This window comes from Providencia sp. wls1916 (genome assembly GCF_009706585.1).
GTDB classification, from domain to species: Bacteria; Pseudomonadota; Gammaproteobacteria; order Enterobacterales; family Enterobacteriaceae; genus Providencia; species Providencia lanzhouensis.
In genome coordinates, this window is sequence record NZ_WLUL01000003.1 from 38,774 (window position 1) to 59,874 (window position 21,101).

17 protein-coding genes and 2 tRNA genes are annotated in these 21,101 nt (G+C 45.2%); 2 read left to right on the forward strand and 17 right to left on the reverse strand.

The window, feature by feature from the left end:
* Positions 1-62: 62 nt before the first annotated feature.
* The 16 genes from GKR61_RS00805 to rlmE all read right to left on the reverse strand — a co-directional run bounded on the left by GKR61_RS00805 (position 63) and on the right by rlmE (position 18,226).
* Complete coding sequence (locus GKR61_RS00805) at positions 63-2,039, reverse strand: DEAD/DEAH family ATP-dependent RNA helicase (RefSeq protein WP_036949064.1); 1,977 nt, start codon at positions 2,037-2,039, stop codon at positions 63-65.
* A 169-nt stretch (positions 2,040-2,208) separates the two neighbouring features.
* A complete protein-coding gene (gene nlpI, locus GKR61_RS00810) occupies positions 2,209-3,126 on the reverse strand; it encodes a lipoprotein NlpI (protein WP_154599704.1) in 918 nt (305 codons plus the stop codon).
* Between the two features lie 81 nt (positions 3,127-3,207).
* Positions 3,208-5,328: a polyribonucleotide nucleotidyltransferase gene (pnp, locus tag GKR61_RS00815; protein WP_036949061.1), complete on the reverse strand. Its 2,121-nt coding sequence runs from the start codon at positions 5,326-5,328 to the stop codon at positions 3,208-3,210.
* Positions 5,329-5,608: 280 nt separating this feature from the next.
* Positions 5,609-5,878, reverse strand: a complete 270-nt coding sequence (rpsO, locus tag GKR61_RS00820) for a 30S ribosomal protein S15 (RefSeq protein ID WP_006814502.1) — start codon at positions 5,876-5,878, stop codon at positions 5,609-5,611.
* Positions 5,879-5,992: 114 nt separating this feature from the next.
* The gene (gene truB / locus GKR61_RS00825; RefSeq protein WP_132496364.1) at positions 5,993-6,946 is read right to left on the reverse strand and encodes a tRNA pseudouridine(55) synthase TruB; all 954 of its coding nucleotides are present in this window, start codon (positions 6,944-6,946) and stop codon (positions 5,993-5,995) included.
* The gene (gene rbfA, locus GKR61_RS00830; protein WP_036949056.1) at positions 6,946-7,356 is read right to left on the reverse strand and encodes a 30S ribosome-binding factor RbfA; all 411 of its coding nucleotides are present in this window, start codon (positions 7,354-7,356) and stop codon (positions 6,946-6,948) included. Before rbfA ends, truB begins: the two co-directional genes overlap by 1 nt.
* Before the next feature lie 85 nt (positions 7,357-7,441).
* Positions 7,442-10,180, reverse strand: a complete 2,739-nt coding sequence (gene infB / locus GKR61_RS00835) for a translation initiation factor IF-2 (protein WP_154599705.1) — start codon at positions 10,178-10,180, stop codon at positions 7,442-7,444.
* A gap of 23 nt (positions 10,181-10,203) precedes the next feature.
* On the reverse strand, positions 10,204-11,712 hold the full coding sequence (nusA, locus tag GKR61_RS00840; RefSeq protein ID WP_036949051.1) for a transcription termination factor NusA: 1,509 nt from the start codon (positions 11,710-11,712) through the stop codon (positions 10,204-10,206).
* A 23-nt stretch (positions 11,713-11,735) separates the two neighbouring features.
* Positions 11,736-12,188, reverse strand: a complete 453-nt coding sequence (gene rimP / locus GKR61_RS00845; protein ID WP_006662411.1) for a ribosome maturation factor RimP — start codon at positions 12,186-12,188, stop codon at positions 11,736-11,738.
* 213 nt (positions 12,189-12,401) lie between these two features.
* Positions 12,402-12,478 (reverse strand) — tRNA-Met (locus GKR61_RS00850).
* Between the two features lie 57 nt (positions 12,479-12,535).
* Positions 12,536-12,625, reverse strand: a tRNA-Leu gene (locus tag GKR61_RS00855).
* Positions 12,626-12,731: 106 nt separating this feature from the next.
* Entirely contained in the window at positions 12,732-13,076 is a 345-nt protein-coding gene (secG, locus tag GKR61_RS00860) for a preprotein translocase subunit SecG (protein ID WP_036949048.1), read from the reverse strand.
* A 246-nt stretch (positions 13,077-13,322) separates the two neighbouring features.
* The gene (glmM, locus tag GKR61_RS00865) at positions 13,323-14,660 is read right to left on the reverse strand and encodes a phosphoglucosamine mutase (RefSeq protein ID WP_036949046.1); all 1,338 of its coding nucleotides are present in this window, start codon (positions 14,658-14,660) and stop codon (positions 13,323-13,325) included.
* On the reverse strand, positions 14,653-15,501 hold the full coding sequence (gene folP, locus GKR61_RS00870; protein WP_036949044.1) for a dihydropteroate synthase: 849 nt from the start codon (positions 15,499-15,501) through the stop codon (positions 14,653-14,655). Before folP ends, glmM begins: the two co-directional genes overlap by 8 nt.
* A 70-nt stretch (positions 15,502-15,571) precedes the next feature.
* Positions 15,572-17,539, reverse strand: a complete 1,968-nt coding sequence (gene ftsH / locus GKR61_RS00875) for an ATP-dependent zinc metalloprotease FtsH (RefSeq protein WP_036949042.1) — start codon at positions 17,537-17,539, stop codon at positions 15,572-15,574.
* Positions 17,540-17,596: 57 nt separating this feature from the next.
* Positions 17,597-18,226 carry a 23S rRNA (uridine(2552)-2'-O)-methyltransferase RlmE gene (gene rlmE / locus GKR61_RS00880; RefSeq protein ID WP_036949039.1) on the reverse strand — a complete coding sequence of 210 codons (630 nt, stop codon included), beginning with the start codon at positions 18,224-18,226 and terminating at the stop codon, positions 17,597-17,599.
* A gap of 259 nt (positions 18,227-18,485) precedes the next feature.
* Here rlmE and yhbY point away from each other — a divergent pair, with 259 nt between their 5' ends.
* Positions 18,486-18,779, forward strand: coding sequence for a ribosome assembly RNA-binding protein YhbY (yhbY, locus tag GKR61_RS00885; protein ID WP_036949037.1), 294 nt, complete (start codon positions 18,486-18,488; stop codon positions 18,777-18,779).
* 118 nt (positions 18,780-18,897) lie between these two features.
* Here yhbY and greA read toward each other — a convergent pair whose 3' ends face one another.
* Positions 18,898-19,374: a transcription elongation factor GreA gene (gene greA, locus GKR61_RS00890; RefSeq protein ID WP_036949035.1), complete on the reverse strand. Its 477-nt coding sequence runs from the start codon at positions 19,372-19,374 to the stop codon at positions 18,898-18,900.
* Between the two features lie 256 nt (positions 19,375-19,630).
* On the opposite strand from greA, the gene dacB reads away from it, so the two are divergent.
* Entirely contained in the window at positions 19,631-21,079 is a 1,449-nt protein-coding gene (gene dacB, locus GKR61_RS00895) for a serine-type D-Ala-D-Ala carboxypeptidase (protein ID WP_036949033.1), read from the forward strand.
* Positions 21,080-21,101: the final 22 nt, after the last annotated feature.

The following is a 21,101-nucleotide window of genomic DNA, read 5'->3' on the forward strand; positions in this document are numbered from 1 at the left end:
CATTTTAAAATGCGGGTTTTTTGTATTTATCTCAGCCACATTAACGTGGCTGGATAGCGCTATTATGCGTTGTGGCTGCTGCTACGACGACGTGGCGCTGCATTAGTGCCATCTTGGCGAGGTGCAGAATTACCACGGTCACGGTTGCCACCATCACGGTTTCCACCACGACGGTTGCCGCTGAAGCCTTCGCGATCACCACCGCTACGACGACCATCACGATCGCCACCACGGTCATTACGACGACCTGCACCGAAGCCACCTTCGCTGCCGCCTTCACGACGTGGACCACCACGACGTTCGCCACCGCCACGACGCTCAAATGGTTGAGCATCACCGATCAGTTGCATTTGCATTGGTTTGTTCAGAACACGCGCACGGCTTAAGTGAGTTAACACTTCGCTTGGCATACCTTTTGGTAACTCGATAGTTGAGTGAGTACCAAACAGTTTGATGTTACCAATGTAGCGGCTGCTGATGTCTGCTTCGTTCGCGATCGCACCAACGATATGACGAACTTCAACACCGTCATCACGACCCACTTCGATACGGTACATTTCCATATCGCCAACATCACGACGCTCACGACGAGCACCACGATCGCCGCGCTCTGCACGGTCAAAACCGTTGCCGTTACTGTTGCGGTCGTTACGGTCACGACGGTCGCCACGACGATCATCACGGTCGTTGAATTCACGACGCGGACGACGCGGTGCATCTGGTGGCAGGATCAGAGCGCGTTCGCCTTGAGCCATTTTCAGTAATGCCGCTGCTAAGGTTTCCATATCTACATCTTCAGATGGAGACATTTTCGCTAACAGTGAACGGTACTGATCTAAGTCGCTGCTTTCTAATTGCTGTTGGATTTGTTCAGCAAATTTCGCCTGACGACGTTGGCTTAATACGTCAGCATCTGGCAATTCCACTTCAGGGATAGTCAGTTTCATTGTACGTTCAACGTTGCGCAGTAAACGACGCTCACGGTTCTCAACGAACAGTAATGCGCGACCCGCACGACCCGCACGACCGGTACGACCGATACGGTGAACGTAAGATTCTGCATCCATTGGGATGTCGTAGTTAACAACTAAGCTGATACGCTCAACATCCAGACCACGTGCTGCAACGTCAGTTGCGATCAGGATATCTAAACGACCATCTTTTAAGCGCTCTAATGTTTGCTCACGCAGTGCTTGGTTCATGTCACCATTCAGTGCCGCACTGTTATAGCCATTACGCTCAAGCGCTTCTGCAACTTCTAAGGTTGCGTTTTTGGTACGAACGAAAATAATCGCCGCATCGAAATCTTCAGCTTCTAAGAAACGCACCAGCGCTTCATTTTTACGCATGCCGTAAACAGTCCAGTAGCTTTGAGCGATATCTGGACGTGTAGTAATGCTCGACTGAATGCGGATCTCTTTAGGATCTTTCATAAAGCGACGAGTAATACGACGGATTGGTTCTGGCATTGTTGCCGAGAACAGCGCAGTTTGGTGTTCTGCTGGAATCTGGCTCATGATGTTTTCAACATCATCGATGAAGCCCATACGCAGCATTTCATCAGCTTCGTCTAATACTAAGCCTTTCAGTTTAGAAAGATCTAAAGTACCGCGTTTCAGGTGGTCTAACAGACGACCTGGAGTACCAACAACCACTTGTGGTCCTTGGCGTAATGCACGAAGTTGAACGTCATAACGTTGACCGCCATATAAGGCAACCACGTTGACGCGGTTCATGTGTTTAGAGAAATCGCTCAGTGCTTCAGCAACTTGCACCGCTAACTCACGTGTCGGTGCCAGTACTAAAATTTGTGGAGCTTTTAAATCTGGATCGATGTTATGCAGTAATGGCAAACCAAATGCAGCGGTTTTACCACTACCGGTTTGTGCCATACCTAATACATCATTACCATCCAATAACAATGGAATACATTGTTGCTGGATTGGAGATGGTTTTTCGTATCCCAGGTCGCTTAGTGCGTTCAAAATAGATGCTGATAAACCTAGATCAGCAAAAGACATATCGGTCTCAGTCGTCATGTAAAGGTGCCTCATACTTAGTGGCGGCCAGTTTACATAACGGAGCGAAAATCATTTCGGTCATTATCATTTAAAATGTGAACTGGCTCAAATTGTGTTATTAAACGAACAAATAAACCCTCACCCGGGTGGATGATGGCTTAAAAATGAATAGAGAAATGTTCGTCAGCTATTGCTGGCCCGATTCTAATAGGTCGTCTTGTTCTTGGCCTAACAGCGCCAATTCCAACAATGCGTAGCGGTGCTCAACAAAGCTGTGTGCGTTGTTAGCTACCGTCAGTTTGAATAACGCAGTTGCGCTATCCTTATCCCCCAGACTTAGGTAATGCTTACCTAAATAGAAGTTAGTTTCACTGAGATGCTCAGCGAGCGAAGTGTTATCCGTAGATGTCTCTTTCAAACGCTCCATCAATGTCGTTTCATTGATATTGCCAAGATAGAATTCTACGATATTCCAGCCCCATTGCCCTTTCTCCGCTTGGTTGTAGCGGGCAGCAAGATTGTCTTGTGCCATACGCGGGTCTATGTCTTTTTCTACGAGATAAAGCCACAGAGTACGAAAAGGATCATTTGGATCTATCTGATAATACGCCAGCAGATCATCCTGCGCTAATTTGTATCGTCCACCGTAATATAATGCGATGCCACGATTCATTCGCGCGAAATTGTAAGTTGGATCAAGCTCTAAAACAGAATCAAACGCTTCATAGGCGGCATCATAGTTGCCAGCCTGCGTAAAATATATTCCTAAAAAGTTAAAGATTTCAGGAATATCCGGACGGATTGACAACGCAGTTGAAAAATCATTACGTGCCAGCGCCCTTAAACCGAGACTATCATACAGTACTCCGCGCTCATATAAAAGCTGCGCGTACTCATCATCGGTTAAAGATCGGCTCGCAAGGATTTGTTCCATACGAGCCAAAATCACTTCTTGTTGTAATGAAGGCTGCAATGGAACTGCAAAAACCTCGTTTTTACGCCAATCTTTATTACTACATCCAATAATAATAAAAAAGATGAACGCGGATAGCACACGGACTAAGGTGCGGCTATCGATAAAACGAAAGTTAATACAGTTCTGCATACTACGCCCTTACATTACCACTAGTCAGCAAATTTAGGCTGATAGCGCCTAAGTTTATCAGGCGCTACACTTTCGGTCAGCTTATTCTGCTGATTCCTGCTGTGCTGGAGCTTCTTCGCCAGCAACAGCTTCTTTCATGCTCAGGCGAATACGGCCTTGACGGTCGATTTCTAACACCTTAACAGGAACTTCTTGACCCATTTGCAGGTAGTCAGTCACTTTCTCTACACGCTTGTCAGCGATTTGTGAAATGTGAACCAGACCTTCCTTACCGCCACCGATAGCAACGAATGCACCGAAGTCAACGATACGAGTCACTTTACCTTGGTAGATACGACCCACTTCAACTTCTGCAGTGATGTCTTCGATGCGACGAATTGCTTCTTTCGCTTTCAGGCCATCAGTTGCTGCGATTTTCACAGTACCGTCATCTTCGATCTCGATAGTTGTGCCTGTTTCTTCCGTTAATGCACGGATAACAGAACCACCTTTACCGATGACATCTTTGATCTTGTCTGGGTTGATACGGATGGTGTAAATGCGTGGAGCGAACTCAGAGATCTCTTCACGTGGGCCATTGATAGCTTGTTCCATTGTGCCAAGGATATGCAGACGCGCACCTTTAGCTTGGTTCAGAGCCACTTGCATGATTTCGCGAGTGATACCTTCGATTTTGATATCCATTTGCAGTGCGCTGATACCGTCACGGCTACCCGCTACTTTAAAGTCCATATCACCTAAGTGGTCTTCATCACCTAAGATGTCAGACAGAACAACAAAATCGTCACCTTCTTTCACCAGACCCATCGCGATACCCGCAACAGCAGCTTTAATTGGTACACCAGCATCCATCAGAGCCAGAGACGCACCACATACAGATGCCATTGAAGAAGAACCGTTAGATTCCGTGATTTCAGAAACAACACGTACTGTGTACGGGAATTCTGCTTGTGAAGGCATTACTGCCAGCACACCACGTTTCGCTAAGCGACCGTGACCAATTTCACGACGTTTAGGTGAACCAACCATACCAGTCTCACCAACAGAGTATGGAGGGAAGTTGTAGTGGAATAAGAAGCGGTCAGTGTATTCGCCCATTAATTGGTCGATAACCTGTGCATCACGCTCAGTACCTAATGTTGCAGTAACCAGCGCCTGAGTTTCACCACGGGTGAACAGTGCAGAACCGTGAGTACGTGGCAGAACACCAGTACGAACGTCCAACGCACGAACCATGTCTTTCTCACGGCCATCGATACGTGGCTCACCACGGATAACGCGGCTACGAACAACTTGTTTCTCTAAGTGAGCAAGAATGTCTGACACTTCAGAAACATCGACGTTCTCATCTTCAGCAACCAGAGTTGCAATCACTTCGTCTTTGATCAGGTCAACTTGAGCATAACGCTCTTGTTTCTCAGTGATACGGTAAGCATCGCCCATACGGCTTTCAGCCAGTGCAGCAACGCGATCGTTCAGAGCTTGGTTAACTGGCTCTGGTTGCCAATCCCATTTCTCTTTACCCGCTTCTTTGACTAATTCATTGATGTTCTGGATAACAACTTGTTGTTGATCGTGACCGAACACAACTGCACCCAGCATTTGCTCTTCGCTTAACAGTTCAGCTTCTGACTCAACCATTAATACTGCGCTGTCAGTACCTGCAACCACTAAATCCAGACGGCTTGATTTTAATTCATCAGCAGTTGGGTTCAGAACATATTGGTCATTGATAAAACCAACACGTGCAGCACCAATAGGACCATTGAATGGAACACCAGACAGTGCCAGTGCAGCAGATGCACCGATCATCGCAACGATATCTGGGTTAACTTGTGGGTTAACAGAAACAACGGTAGCAATGATTTGGATTTCGTTCAGGAAGCCTTCTGGGAACAGAGGACGTAATGGACGGTCAATCAGACGTGCAACTAAGGTTTCGCCTTCACCAGGACGGCCTTCACGACGGAAGAAGCTACCTGGAATACGACCTGCAGCGTAAGTACGCTCTTGGTAGTTTACTGTTAAAGGGAAGAAATCTTGCCCTTCTTTAACTTTTTTCTGTGCCACAGCAGTCACGAATACTGCAGTGTCATCCATGTTTACCATCACCGCCGCCGTTGCTTGGCGTGCGATCATGCCTGTTTCTAATGTTACGGTATGCTGGCCATACTGGAACTTACGAACAATAGGATTTAACAAAATATTACCCTTTTTGTAAGGCTACGAGAGATTCTCAGGTAGCATGGTTTATTTTCTGACTACAGCCTCGCGACTAATGAGAGGATTGATATTCCAATCATCAATTCTCTCATTAGCCGCGCGAATACGGATGTAGTTTTAAGTGGTTTTAATTAAAACAGTCAATTATCGATAATAGCTTAACATTTTAGTTAAGTATAATTCGAGTATTACTTCAACTTTCAATTAACTTTTAGAAGAAAAGGGGCCATTTGGCCCCTTTCCTCTGAAACTGACAAGATTAACGACGCAGACCCAGACGCTCGATCAGCGCTGTGTAACGTGCGATATCTTTACCTTTCAGGTAAGCTTGTAAACGACGACGCTGAGCAACCATACGCAGCAGACCACGACGGCTGTGGTGATCTTTTTTGTGCTCAGAGAAGTGACCTTGCAGGTGATTGATTTGAGCTGTCAGCAGAGCGATTTGAACTTCGCTTGAACCCGTGTCATTTTCACCGCGGCCGAATTCAGCAACGATCTTCGCTTTCGCTTCAGTACTTAGAGACATAATAAACTCCAAAATAATATAAATTTAAGTGATGAGAGCCAATCTCTAATTTAGCATCTCAAGATTTAGCGCCGTCATTCTACGCTGCTTAGAGCAGCAAAGCAATAAGCGCCATTATGCGGACGGTTCATTTTCAACGACCAAGCGCTTTGGTGCAATACGTCCATCTTCACTAATCAGAGCGATACCGATAAACCGCTGCTCTGAACCACAAGTGACACGGATCATGTCGCCTTCCACTAGGTCTTTTACATCACCGCGTACAGGTTGACCCTGTTTGAAATACGCGGCTGTTTCCTCAGTAATATTCACTGCAGGAAAATGAACCACTGCGGTATCCATTGGCAATAATAGCGAATCGAGTAAGGATTCAAATGAGCCTTCTCCCGCATCCACTTTTGCCCGCAAAGCAGCTAATTGTTCCAACGTGACCATGCGGTCATAAGGATAATTTGCGACTTGCACACGACGCAGATAAGTCACATGCGCACCACATCCCAACATTTCACCTAAATCATCAATGATAGTTCGAATATAGGTGCCTTTAGAACAGTGAATTTCCAGTTCTAATTCATTGTTATCCCAACGAATAAACTGAAGTTCATACACTGTAATTGGGCGGGCTTCACGCTCTACCGTAATACCTTTACGTGCGTATTCATATAATGGGCGCCCTTGGTGTTTCAGCGCTGAATACATGGAAGGAACTTGCAGTGTATCTCCACGAAAATGTTCGAGGGCTTCTTCAAGTTGCTGTGCCGTAAAAGTGATATCGCGTTCACTGATGATTTCGCCGTGAGAATCAGAAGTATCCGTTCGTTGCCCAAGGCGTGCAATCACCCGATAGCGCTTATCTGAATCGAGTAAAAACTGTGAGAATTTCGTCGCTTCACCAAGGCAGACTGGCAACATACCTGTCGCTAGTGGGTCAAGTGCCCCCGTATGCCCGGCTTTATTTGCGTTGAAAAAGCGCCGCACTTTTTGCAGCGCATCGTTTGAGGAAATATCGGTGGGCTTATCTAACAGCACAACGCCGTCAATATTGCGCCCGCTACGACGACGCCCCATTATTTTTCCTCTTTACTATCTGTACCTGCACGACGCTCTTCGTCATTACGAATCACGTTCGATACTAAGTTAGACATACGCATGCCATCAACTAATGAATTGTCATATTCAAACGTTAACTCAGGAATAATACGTAAACGCATTGCTTTTCCCAGTAATGAACGAATGAAACCTGACGCTTCATTTAATGCTTTAATGCCGTCTGCAACCATCTCTTCTTCACTTTTTTCATTCGCAAAGTTGAAGAAAGTGACGAAGACTTTACCGTATGCCAGATCCCGTGACAGCTCTACGCCAGAAACGGTTGCCATGCCAATACGGGGATCTTTGATTTCGCGCTGCAAGATAATTGCAATTTCTTTTTGCATTTCTTGAGCTACGCGCTGAGAACGACTGAATTCTTTTGCCATCGTTAATCTCCTGACAATAAAGGGGGCAATAGCCCCCTCATTAATACTATTTTGTCACCACGATACTCCGTGGGTACTCACAAAATTAACCGTCGATTGAACGTTTAACTTCGATAACTTCAAAGACTTCGATCATATCGCCGACACGGACATCGTTGTAGTTCTTAACACCGATACCACATTCCATACCGTTACGAACTTCGCTAACGTCATCTTTAAAGCGACGCAGTGATTCCAGCTCACCTTCGTAGATAACCACGTTATCACGCAGAACGCGGATTGGGTTATTACGCTTGATGGTACCTTCAGTAACCATACAACCAGCAACTGCACCGAATTTCGGTGATTTGAACACATCACGGACTTCTGCAAGACCCATGATTTGCTGTTTGTATTCAGGTGCCAACATACCGCTCATCGCTTGTTTGATTTCATCAATCAGGCTATAGATGACGGAGTAGTAACGTAAATCAACGCTTTCGCTTTCAACGACGCGACGAGCAGATGCATCGGCACGGACGTTAAAGCCAAGAATGATCGCATTAGAAGCTGCAGCCAGAGTTGCATCAGTTTCAGTGATACCACCCACGCCAGAACCGATGATTTTGATTTTAACTTCATCAGTTGACAGTTTCATCAGAGAGTCAGTGATAGCTTCACAGGTACCTTGAACGTCAGTTTTCAGTACGATATTCAGTTCAGAAACTTTACCTTCTTCCATGTTAGCAAACATGTTTTCCAGTTTAGATTTCTGCTGACGAGCTAATTTCACATCACGGAATTTACCTTGACGATACAGGGCAACTTCACGTGCTTTTTTCTCATCACGAACAACTGTCGCTTCATCACCCGCTGAAGGAACGCTGGACAGACCCAGGATCTCAACTGGCATTGAAGGGCCAGCAGACAGAACTTCTTTACCTAATTCGTTGCGCATTGCACGAATACGGCCATATTCAAATCCACACAGTACGATGTCGCCTTTGTTCAATGTACCTTCTTGAACTAAGATAGTTGCCACTGGGCCACGACCTTTGTCTAGGTAAGATTCAACAACCACACCGCTTGCCATGCCTGCATATACCGCTTTCAGTTCTAAAACTTCAGCTTGCAGCAAGATAGCATCTAACAGTTCATCGATACCGGTACCCACTTTCGCAGACACACCGATAAACTGAGTGTCACCGCCCCACTCTTCAGAAATAACGCCGTACTGAGACAGCTCATTTCTGACGCGATCTGGGTCAGCTTCTGGTTTATCCATTTTGTTGACCGCAACAACGATTGGCACACCTGCTGCTTTCGCATGCTGGATAGCTTCGATTGTTTGTGGCATAACACCATCATCCGCAGCAACAACCAGAACAACGATATCCGTCGCCTGAGCACCACGAGCACGCATTGATGTAAACGCGGCGTGACCTGGGGTGTCTAAGAAGGTGATCATACCTTTGTCAGTTTGAACGTGGTATGCACCGATGTGCTGAGTAATACCACCTGCTTCGCCAGATGCTACTTTCGTTGAACGAATGTAGTCCAGTAAAGAGGTTTTACCGTGGTCAACGTGACCCATGATGGTAACAACTGGCGCGCGAGCTTCTTTAACTGCTGAGCCAGTGTCACGGTCGTTCATTACCGATTCTTCTAACTCATTCTCACGACGCAGAATAACTTTGTGACCCATTTCTTCTGCAACTAATTGTGCAGTTTCTTGGTCAATCACTTGGTTGATGGTTGCCATTGCACCCATTTTCATCATCGTTTTGATGACTTGGGAGCCTTTAACTGCCATCTTGTTAGCTAATTCGCCAACAGTGATAGTTTCGCCGATAACAACGTCACGGTTTACCGCTGCAACTGGTTTGGTGAAGCTTTGTTGTAAAGAGCTGCCTTTACGTTGCTTACCTTTAGTGCGACCTGAGCGACCAGCAGCGCGTTCTTCTTCGCGATCCGCTTTTTCAGAAAGTTTGTTGCCTTTCTTTTGACGAGGTGCTTTAGCAGAACGGTTACGAGAACGACGACCTTCTTCTTTCTCATCACTTTCATCTTCCGCCGCACGTGCGTGGGTAGATGTTGTTGTGTGATAATCGCTGTCATCTTCAGATTTGCTATCTGAGTTCCAGTCTTCGCCTTTTTCTTCAGCCATTTTACGGGCTTCTTCAGCAACACGGCGCGCATCAGCTTCAACTTTACGTTGAGTTTCTTCTTCCGCTTTGCGTTTCAGTTCAGCAGCTTCGGCTTCAAGACGCTGTTTGTCAGCGTTACTTTCGGTTGCCGTTTTGCTTGGTTTTTGATTTTCGCTTTGTTTCACTTTTTCTCTTTCCGCTACTTCGCGCGTAGCTTTATCAGCTGCTTCACGTTTTGCTTTCTCTTCGGCTTCACGTTTTGCGTTAGCTTCCGCGTCACGTTTTGCAGCATCTTCTGCTGCACGTTTCGCTTCTGCTTCACGTTTTGCCAGTTCCTCAGCTTCGCGCTGTGCTTGCTCTTCCGCTTCACGCTGCGCCTGCTCTTCCGCTTGCGCTTCTTCAGCGTCGCGGTTCACATAAGTGCGTTTTTTGCGGACTTCAACATTTACCGATTTGCTTTTGCCACCGGTGACTGGAACACTCAGCGTACTACGAGTTTTACGCTGTAATGTTAACTTACTTGGCTGCCCCGCTGCTCCACCTTGTTCACGGTTTAAGTGGTTCAGTAAAGTTTCTTTCTCAGTCTGGCTAACAGAGTCATTCGTACCTTTCGTGATCCCTGCTTCAGCAAATTGCTGTACCAGGCGCTCAACTGTGGTTTGAATTTCCGTTGCCAGTGATTTTACAGTTTCTGTCATGCCGTTCCTTCCTGCTACAGTGTTTACGCATCGTTTCCGAACCAGCAAATATTACGTGCTGCCATAATGAGTTCGCCTGCTTTCTCATTATTCAGACCTTCGATATCAATCAGGTCGTCGATGCCCTGCTCAGCAAGATCTTCCAGTGTACAGATACCGTGAGTAGCCAAATTATAGGCCAGAGTACGATCCATACCATCAAGATTCAACAAATCTTCTGCTGGCTGATTATCACCCAAGCTCTCTTTTTGAGCTAGTTCAATTGTGGTGAGGGCAGCTTTTGCTCTTTCACGTAGAACTTCAACGGTTTCTTCATCAAGACCGTCAATTTCCAGAAGTTCTTTAATAGGCACGTAAGCCAGTTCTTCTAATGTCGAGAAGCCTTCTTCAACAAGTGTTGTAGCAAACTCTTCATCAATATCTAGATGCTTAGTGAATGTTTCAATAGAAGCGTGTGCTTCTGCCTGATGTTTTGCATTCAGCTCTTCCGCAGTCATGACATTCAGTTCCCACTTGTCATCACCACGATGGATTTTCAGTAACTGAGCCGCTAAGCGAACGTTTTGTCCATTACGTCCAATTGCTTGCGCTAAGTTGCTGCTTTCAACGGCAACATCCATCGTACAGTTGTCTTCATCAACCACAATAGATGCCACATCAGCCGGAGCCATAGCATTAATAACGAATTGCGCTGGGTTATCATCCCATAACACAATGTCGATTCTCTCGCCGCCTAACTCACTAGAGACAGCTTGAACACGAGCACCGCGCATACCAACGCAAGCACCAACTGGGTCGATACGTTTGTCGTTAGTTTTTACTGCGATTTTTGCACGAGAACCTGGATCGCGAGCTGCTGCTTTGATCTCGATGATCTCTTCGCCAATTTCTGGTACTTCGATGCGGAATAATTCAACCAGCATCTCTGGACGAGAACGAGTCACAAAAAGCTGTGCGCCGCGCGCTTCAGGACGAACATCATACAGGACGCCGCGAATACGGTCACCTGGACGGAAGTTTTCACGTGGTAGCATATCTTCGCGCAGGATCACAGCTTCTGCGTTATTACCTAAATCTAAGGTAATGTTTTCACGGTTAACTTTTTTAACCTGAGCAGTGATGATTTCACCTTGTTGCTCACGGAATTGGTCAACCACCATCGCACGCTCAGCTTCACGTACTTTTTGTACGATAACTTGCTTCGCGGTTTGCGTGGTAATACGGTCAAATACAACAGATTCGATTTGGTCTTCAACGTATTCGCCTAACTGCAATTCAGGATCTTCGAATTGTGCAGCTTCCAGTGTAATTTCACGGGTTGGCATTGTGACTTCTTCGACAATCACCCAACGACGGAAAGTATCAAAATCACCGGATTTACGGTCAATTTCTACGCGAACATCAATCTCTTGCTCATATTTCTTTTTAGTTGCTGTCGCCAGCGCAGTTTCCAGAGCCTCGAAGATTTTTTCACGAGGGAGGGATTTTTCGTTAGAAACCGCTTCAACAACAGCCAGAATTTCTTTGTTCATCCTAGTTGCCTCATTGAACTTAATTAAAAGTGTGGTACCAAGTTAGCTTTCTGGATGTTGCCGAGGGCGAACACCTCATCCTTACCATCTACAGTAACCGTAATCATTTCACCATCAACGGCTTTGATAATGCCTTGCCATCTACGACGGTTCTGCATCGCGATACGCAGTGACAGAGCCACTTCTTCACCCATAAAACGCTCATAATGAGCAATGGTGAACAGTGGACGTTCCATACCCGGTGACGATATTTCAAGGTTATAAATCACAGAAATTGGATCTTCGACATCCAATACTGCACTTACTTGATGGCTGACATCAGCACAGTCATCAACAGTGATGCCTTCTTCACTATCAATGAAAATACGCAGTGTCGACGTGCGCCCGCGAACAAATTCTAAGCCGACAAATTCAAAGCCTAGTGCTTCCACTGGTGCAGAAACCATCTCTGTTAATTTTTGCTCTAATGTGGACAAGCCCACCCCCAGACATAAAAAAAGGGCATAAAGCCCAGTTAATTCGATTGTCAAATAACAAAAAACCCCGAAATTCGGGGCTTTTGTAACTGGACCCATAGTACATGGGTTTACCGTGCTCTTAGTATACCTTGAAAATCTAGATAAATCGATGAGAAATTACGATAACGATATCTGATATTGTTGCGACAAGATATGTATGACTAAGAGAAATGGTTGCGGGAGCTGGATTTGAACCAACGACCTTCGGGTTATGAGCCCGACGAGCTACCATGCTGCTCCATCCCGCGTTCGAAACGTGACTATTTTACACTGACTATTGTGAGTTCACAAGTCGTCTAAAATAATGGTGCCGAGGACGGGACTTGAACCCGTACGCCCGTTTTGTAGGCACTACCACCTCAAGGTAGCGTGTATACCAATTTCACCACCTCGGCACTGAGGCGAGGTTACTAATTTCACAATCAATAACCTCAAATTTTTAACTTCTTACTACTTTACTGCTAATGAAGACATAATGTCGTCATTCGGAATCCCGAACACTTAACGAGGAATATCGCTCGTTGGTGTCGCTGGTGCTGCCGGAACGTCTGTTGGTTGCTCGACTTTTGCCGGTTCGCTAATGTTTTCCCATTTACTACCTGCACCAGTTCCATATTTATTGGCAGTCATGTTGCCAAGAATTAAACTGATGATGAAAAACACAGCAGCCAAGATTCCAGTCATACGGGTCATGAAGTTACCTGAGCCCGATGAACCAAACAGTGTTGCAGAAGCGCCCGCACCGAATGATGCACCCATGTCAGCACCTTTACCTTGCTGTAACATGACCAGACCAATTAGGCCGATAGCCGCGAGCAAGAAAACAACTAAAAGAGCTATATACATTTGAGTTACCTATTCAGTTACGGCGCATAGCCTATGCTATGACCCTTATACTGCACACCTACTCAAAACATTATTACAGAATTGAGCAGGTGCGAATACTAACCAAAGCTGAGCCGACAAGCAAGTCTATTTTGATTTCATTTAACTATTTGAAGAAAAAAACAGCAAACTATCGAAATAATGCTCAACTCGGTTATTCGCCTCCCTCCAGCTAATTTTTATCCGCTAAAGGGAGAATGTACGGCATTAACCTGCCGCTTTAACTGCATCAGCAATACGGTTCGCCATTTCGGTGACAGTTTCTTCGTTTTCACCTTCAACCATGACACGAATCAGCGGTTCAGTACCTGATTTTCTCAGCAATACGCGACCTTTGCCGGCTAACTCTTTTTCCACTTGCTCATTTGCTGCAATAACAGCATCACTTTGCAGAGGATCATGTTTGCCTTTAAAGCGTACGTTGACCAGAATTTGAGGTAGGAGCTTCATACCGCTGCATAAATCGTGCAGGCTCATATGGTTACGCACCATGGCACTCAGTACTTGCAGACCCGCAACAATACCGTCGCCTGTTGTGGTTTTATCTAATAAAATCACATGACCTGAGTTTTCAGCTCCCATGCGCCAGCCTTTTTCTTGGAGTTTTTCCAGAACATAACGGTCGCCCACTTTTGCACGCTCAAATGGAATACCCAGCTGTTTCAGCGCGATTTCTAACCCCATATTGCTCATCAGTGTACCCACAACGCCACCTTTTAACTGACCTTGACGCAGTGCTTCACGAGCAATGATATACAGAATTTGGTCGCCATCGACTTTATTACCTTGATGATCGACCATGATGATACGGTCACCGTCACCATCAAATGCTAAACCTACATCCGCTTTTTCTGCCAGAACACGCTCTTGCAGCTTACGAACGTCGGTTGCACCACATTCTTCGTTGATATTGATCCCATTAGGATCACAGCCCATTGTGATGACTTGCGCGCCTAATTCGCTAAATACGTTAGGTGCGATGTGGTAGGTTGCGCCGTTCGCACAGTCTAAAACCACTTTGAGGCTGTTTAAGCTTTGCTCGTTCGGGAATGTCCCTTTACAGAATTCAATGTAGCGCCCTGCAGCATCGACGATACGGTTCGCACGACCCAGCTCCGCAGATTCAACGCAAGTGATTGGTTTTTCCATTTCCGCTTCAATGGCTTCTTCAACTTCGTCAGGCAGTTTAGTCCCGTCGATAGAGAAGAATTTGATCCCATTATCATAGTAAGGGTTGTGGGAAGCTGAAATGACGATCCCAGCCTCAGCGCGGAAAGTACGAGTTAAATAAGCCACTGCTGGCGTTGGCATTGGACCCGTGAAGGAAGCAGATAACCCTGCTGCAGCTAAGCCAGCTTCTAATGAGGATTCCAGCATATAGCCAGAAATACGCGTATCTTTACCAATGATAATTTTACGTGAGCCGTGACGAGCCAGTACTTTACCCGCTGCCCAGCCTAATTTTAAAACAAAATCAGGTGTAATTGGGCTATCGCCCACTTTGCCACGGATACCATCAGTACCAAAATATTTACGGTTACTCATACGCTAATTTTTCCTTTTCTGACAGAGTCATCTGAACGACTTGCATTGCTTGTACTGTCTCTTTCACATCATGAACTCGGATAATTTGCGCTCCTTGCATTGCCGCAATAGTGGCACACGCTAAGCTACCCGCTAGACGTTCTTGAGGTGGAACATTTAATAATTGTCCAATCATAGATTTTCGTGACATCCCTGCCAAGAGTGGTAGTCCGAAATCATGAAATTGATCTAAATGCGCTAGTAACTGGTAATTATGCGACAGGTTCTTACCAAAACCAAAGCCTGGATCGAGGATTATTTGCTGTTTATCAATTCCCGCCTTCACACAGCGCTCAATCTCACGATCGAGATACTCTTTAACTTCTTTTACTACATCCACATAATCGGGGGCATCTTGCATGGTTCTTGGTTGACCTTGCATGTGCATAATGCAAACAGGCAACCCTAGTTTTGCAGCCACTGCAAGGGAGTCTTCTTCATGTAACGAGCGGATATCATTAATAATATGCATCCCAGCTTTCGCGGCCTCATCCATTACTTGGGCTTTTGAAGTGTCTACAGAGATCCAAACATCAAAACGTTTTGCAATCGCTTCCACTACTGGTACAACGCGGTCGAGCTCTTCACTGACAGAAACTTCAGCCGCACCAGGTCGAGTTGACTCGCCGCCAATATCGATAATTGTTGCCCCTTCTTGTACCATTTTGGCAACATGGTCTAGAGCATCATGATAACGATTATGAGTGCCACCATCTGAGAATGAATCAGGAGTAACATTCAAAATCCCCATCACTTGAGGAGTGGATAAGTCAAGGAGGCGACCTCGGGCTTTAATATGCATGATTATTTTTCCTTAACGTAAAAAACCCCAGTGACCTGGGGTTTTTAATTATTCAACTTATCACGATGGCTTACTGTGGCTTGCTATCGTTGTTATCGGATGAATTATTTTCATCAGATTTTTCAGTTGGCTCTTCTGGTTGAGTTTCAGCTGGCTTTGCTTCAGGTTTTGATGCGCTAGTCGCTGCACCAAATGAACCTGTCACATTATTCACTTTTTTATCCTCATCCCAGCCTGCTGGCGCACGTACTGGACGGCGGTTCATCAGGTCGTCAATCATTGGCATATCGATAGTTTCATATTTCAATAATGCATCTTTCATCGCATGCAGAATATCCATATTGTCAGTTAAGGTTTTATGTGCAACCTCATAACCACGGTCGATAATTGCTTTAATTTCTTCGTCAATGATGCGTGCAGTTTCATCTGAGTAAGTCGAGCTATGTCCTGAACGACCTAAGAATGCAGGGCCTTCTTCTTCAGAATATAACACTGGACCTAACTTGTCAGAGAAGCCCCACTGAGTCACCATTTTTCTCGCTGTGCTAGTTGCTTGCTGAATATCACCTGATGCGCCGGTTGAGATTTTGTCATAACCGTAGATCAGTTCTTCCGCAATACGACCGCCGTATGTACTTGCGATATTACCCTCTAATTTTTGACGGCTTGCACTGATTTGGTCGCCTTCAGGTAAGTAGAAAGTCACACCTAATGCACGACCGCGAGGAATAATAGTCACTTTATGAACAGGGTCATGCTCTGGCATTAAGTAACCAACAATTGCGTGTCCAGCTTCATGATAAGCAGTAGATTCTTTTTGCTCTTCAGTCATCATCAGTGAGCGATGCTCTGCACCCAGCCACACTTTATCACGCGCTCTTTCGAATTCAGCCATCGTTACAACGCGTTTATTTTCACGCGCTGCAAACAGTGCAGCTTCGTTCACTAAGTTAGCCAATTCAGCACCGGAGAAACCAGGTGTTGCACGAGCCAAGATAGTTGTATCAACCGCAGGGTCGATAGGCACACGACGCATATGAACTTTTAAGATTTGCTCACGACCACGAACATCAGGTAAACCAACCACAACTTGACGGTCAAAACGACCCGGACGCAATAATGCAGGATCCAGAACGTCAGCACGGTTAGTTGCCGCGATCACGATAATACCTTCATTACCTTCGAAACCATCCATCTCAACCAGCATCTGGTTCAGTGTCTGCTCACGTTCATCGTGACCACCACCTAAACCGGCACCACGTTGACGACCAACAGCATCGATTTCATCGATAAAGATAATACAAGGCGCCGCTTTTTTTGCTTGCTCGAACATATCACGAACACGTGAAGCACCCACGCCCACAAACATTTCCACGAAGTCTGAACCGGAAATGGTAAAGAATGGTACTTTCGCTTCACCAGCAATGGCTTTAGCCAGTAATGTTTTACCTGTACCCGGCGGTCCTACCATCAGGACACCCTTAGGAATTTTACCACCGAGTTTTTGGAAACGAGCAGGTTCACGTAGGAAGTCTACGATCTCCCCCACTTCCTCTTTCGCTTCATCGCAACCCGCAACATCTGCAAATGTTGTTTTTATCTGATCTTCTGTCAGCATACGGGCTTTGCTTTTACCGAATGACATCGCCCCTTTACCGCCACCACCTTGCATTTGGCGCATAAAGAAGATCCAGACACCAATCAACAGCAGCATTGGGAACCAGGAAATGAAAATAGATGTCAGTAAGCTAGGTTCTTCTGGTGGTTCACCGACGACAGTAACATTCTTGTTTAACAAGGTGTCTAACAACTTCTCATCCTGCATAGGCAGATAAGTTGTGTAGCGGCTATTATCCGCTTTTCTGACGTTCAATTCACGACCTGTGATACGAACTTCACGTACCTGATCCTGGGCTAACTCATTGATAAACGTTGAATAATCAACTCTGCGACTATTCGAATCGCTTGGGCCAAAACTCTGGAACAAGGACATCAGAACAACTGCGATGACTAACCAGAGAATTAGGTTTTTCGCCATGTCACTCAAGGGATTAACCTCACCTTACAACTGTGTTAACAAATAACGCTCAGGGTACTATAGTTTTAGTCCTGTCGCTACAATGTATACTTCACGCGATCGTGCCCGCGAAGATTCGGGTTTACGAACTTTCACCTTCGTAAACAGGGAGCGGATATCCCTAAGGTATTCGTCAAAGCCTTCTCCCTGAAACACTTTAACGATAAAACTTCCCCCAGGAGCCAATACCGCACGGCACATATCCAATGCTAGTTCAACCAGATACATAGAGCGGGGAATATCCACTGCTGGTGTTCCGCTCATGTTTGGGGCCATGTCAGACATAACCACTTGTACTTTTTTATCGCCAACTCGCTCTAACAAAGCAGCCAGTACAGCTTCGTCACGAAAATCCCCTTGGAGGAAATCCACGCCGACGATTGGGTCCATTGGTAATAGGTCACAAGCAATAATACGACCATTGTGACCGATTTGGCCGACAACATATTGCGACCACCCACCAGGAGCAGCCCCTAAATCAACAACGGTCATACCTGGTTTAAAAATCTTATCACTTTGCTGGATTTCATCCAGTTTAAACCATGCACGCGAGCGGAGCCCTTTCTTTTGTGCTTGCTGAACATATTTATCACTAAAATGTTCTTGCAACCAACGACTGGAGCTTGCCGAACGTTTTTTATTGGCCATTGCACTTTCCAACTATACTAATAGAAATACATTTCCCGACATTCTTCAAGTTACAGGGAGTTAGCTTCATTTTTTCTACCCAAGTCACATAAATAGCGCTGTTTATCGGGAGAGTGTTAACGTGCTGCCTACTTGTCACTGGATTACTTTCGGGTAATCATTAGCTGCTTCTTTACCATCGAATAAGATTAATAGATGGTGATAGTGATCAGATGGCGGTAGAATATGCCATTTTCAATACTAACCAAGCAAAAAATCGATGAATCTTAACAAAAAACAAGTTCAACACCTAAAAAGTCTCGCTCATCACTTAAACCCAGTTGTTATGATTGGTAACAATGGTTTAACTGAGGGTGTTTTGGCTGAAATCGAAGTCTCATTAACACATCATGAGCTTATCAAAGTCAAAATCGCTGGCGAAGATCGTGAAACTAAAAATTTGATCGCTGAAGCGATTGTTCGCGAAACTGGTGCAGCAAATGTTCAAGTTATCGGTAAAATTCTCGTTCTCTACCGTCCATCGGCTGAGCGCAAAATTAGTTTACCTAAATAATAACTGCTCATTTATATAAAAATGCCATTGAAAGCATATTTTATATGACGAAAAAGGCCGCCTGCGGCCTTTCTCTCTAAATCAGTAAAATAATATAACCAATTCAGGGAAATAGGAATCAGATATACTCAACTTTAAGAATTTCGAACTCAACATCCCCGCCCGGCGTCTTAATCATTACGACATCATCAACTTCTTTACCCACTAGTCCACGCGCAATTGGTGAATTCACTGAAATTAAGTTCACTTTAATATCAGCTTCATCATCACCTACGATGCGGTAGGTTAACTCTTCATCAGTATCCAAATTCAATACGGTAACCGTCGCACCAAAGATCACTCGGCCATTATTTGCCATTTTGGTAACGTCAATCACTTGAGAGTGAGAAAGTTTAGATTCAATTTCTTGAATACGACCTTCACAAAAGCCTTGTTGCTCACGCGCCGCATGATATTCAGCGTTTTCTTTTAAATCGCCATGTTCACGAGCTTCTGCAATAGAAGCAATAATTTCAGGACGACGGACAGATTTCAGATACTCGAGCTCTTCTCTTAGCTTGTTAGCACCAAATACCGTCATTGGAATCTGTTTCATTTGATAAATACCTCTAATTCAATCCTATCTAAAAATAAGTATCTTCCTGATTTTGTAACAACAGTACACCGAACACCATGATATGTAGGGGGGTGTTCAAAAACTTAAGGTGTCAATAACTCAATCAGACCAACTTGTGCCTTATCTTATCATACTGTTCGCTATTTTAACTGAGAGTTAATAGCGGATCATCGTTTACTTTATTGGGCATTACACTTTAGTATGTGCAGTATGTCTACCCTAATGCGTGAAATATATGTCGCTATTAACATCAACCAGAAAATTAATCTTCACTTTAGGACTTGCATTCATTACTTCGCAAGCATCTGCCATCCCTATCGATGATTATAAGCAGTATCTCCCTGACGGCACTAACCTTGCTCTGGTTGCGCAGAAAGTAGGAAGTAATACCCCTCTTATTGATTATAACGCTCAACAAATGGCTCTGCCTGCCAGTACGCAGAAAGTCGTCACCGCCCTCGCTGCATTATTACAGCTAGGTCCGGACTACCGTTTCGTCACTAACTTCGAGACCAACGGAAAGCTCAATAACAATACGTTATCCGGTGATTTGGTGATTCGCTTTAGTGGTGACCCTACGTTAACACGTCAGCAAATCCGCAATATGGTCAATGCGTTAAAGCAGATTGGTATTCATAAAGTCGATGGTGATCTCATTGTCGATATTTCGGCTTTTGCGAGTCATGATAAAGCACCGGGCTGGGTATGGAATGATATGACTCAGTGCTTCAGTGCTCCACCGGCCGCTGCCATCATTGATAGAAACTGTTTCTCTGTTTCCCTTTATCCCTCAGATAAAGCAGGAGAAATGGCGTATATCAAAACAGCCAGCTTCTATCCTGTAAACATGTTTAGTGAAGTCAAAACTCTTGCTAAAGGCTCACCAGAAGCTCGCTATTGCGAGTTAGATGTGGTTCCTGGGGAATTGAATCGCTATACATTAACAGGCTGCTTAACCCAGCGTAGTGAGCCATTACCGCTCGCATTTGCAGTGCAAAATGGGGCGAGCTACTCCGGTGCTATCGTCAAAAATGAGTTGCAGGTCGCGGGCATTGAATTGTCTGGCGCGGTTAAAAAACGCACTCAGCAGACGCCACAATCCCAAGTACTCGTCAAAACTGAATCCAAACCGCTACATGACCTCTTAAAAATCATGCTGAAAAAGTCTGATAACATGATAGCGGATACAGTATTTAGAACGATTGGTCGTGATTATTACGGTGTTCCGGGTACCTGGCGATCCGGCTCTGATGCAGTAAGACAAGTCCTCAAGCAGAAAGCGGGTATTGATTTAGGAAATACCGTGATGGTGGATGGCTCTGGCTTATCTCGCCACAATTTGATCACGCCGGCGACCATGATGCAAGTTTTGCAATTTATAGCTAAAAATGACCAGCAGCTGGATTACATTTCGATGCTACCACTTGCTGGGCATGATGGAACATTGCGCTACCGTGGTGGTTTAGATGAGGCTGGAGTCAATGGCAAGGTGTCAGCGAAAACTGGTGCATTACAAGGGGTTTATAACCTTGCAGGCTTTATTACTACCGCAAGCGGTGAAAAAGTGGCATTCGTCCAGTTCATTTCCGCTTATGCCGTGCCACAAAGCCAATATAATAGCCGCCGTGTACCTTTAGTTCGCTTTGAAAGCCGCCTCTATCGCGATCTTTACCAAAAGAACTGATCTCCCCGAGGATCCTTTTAAG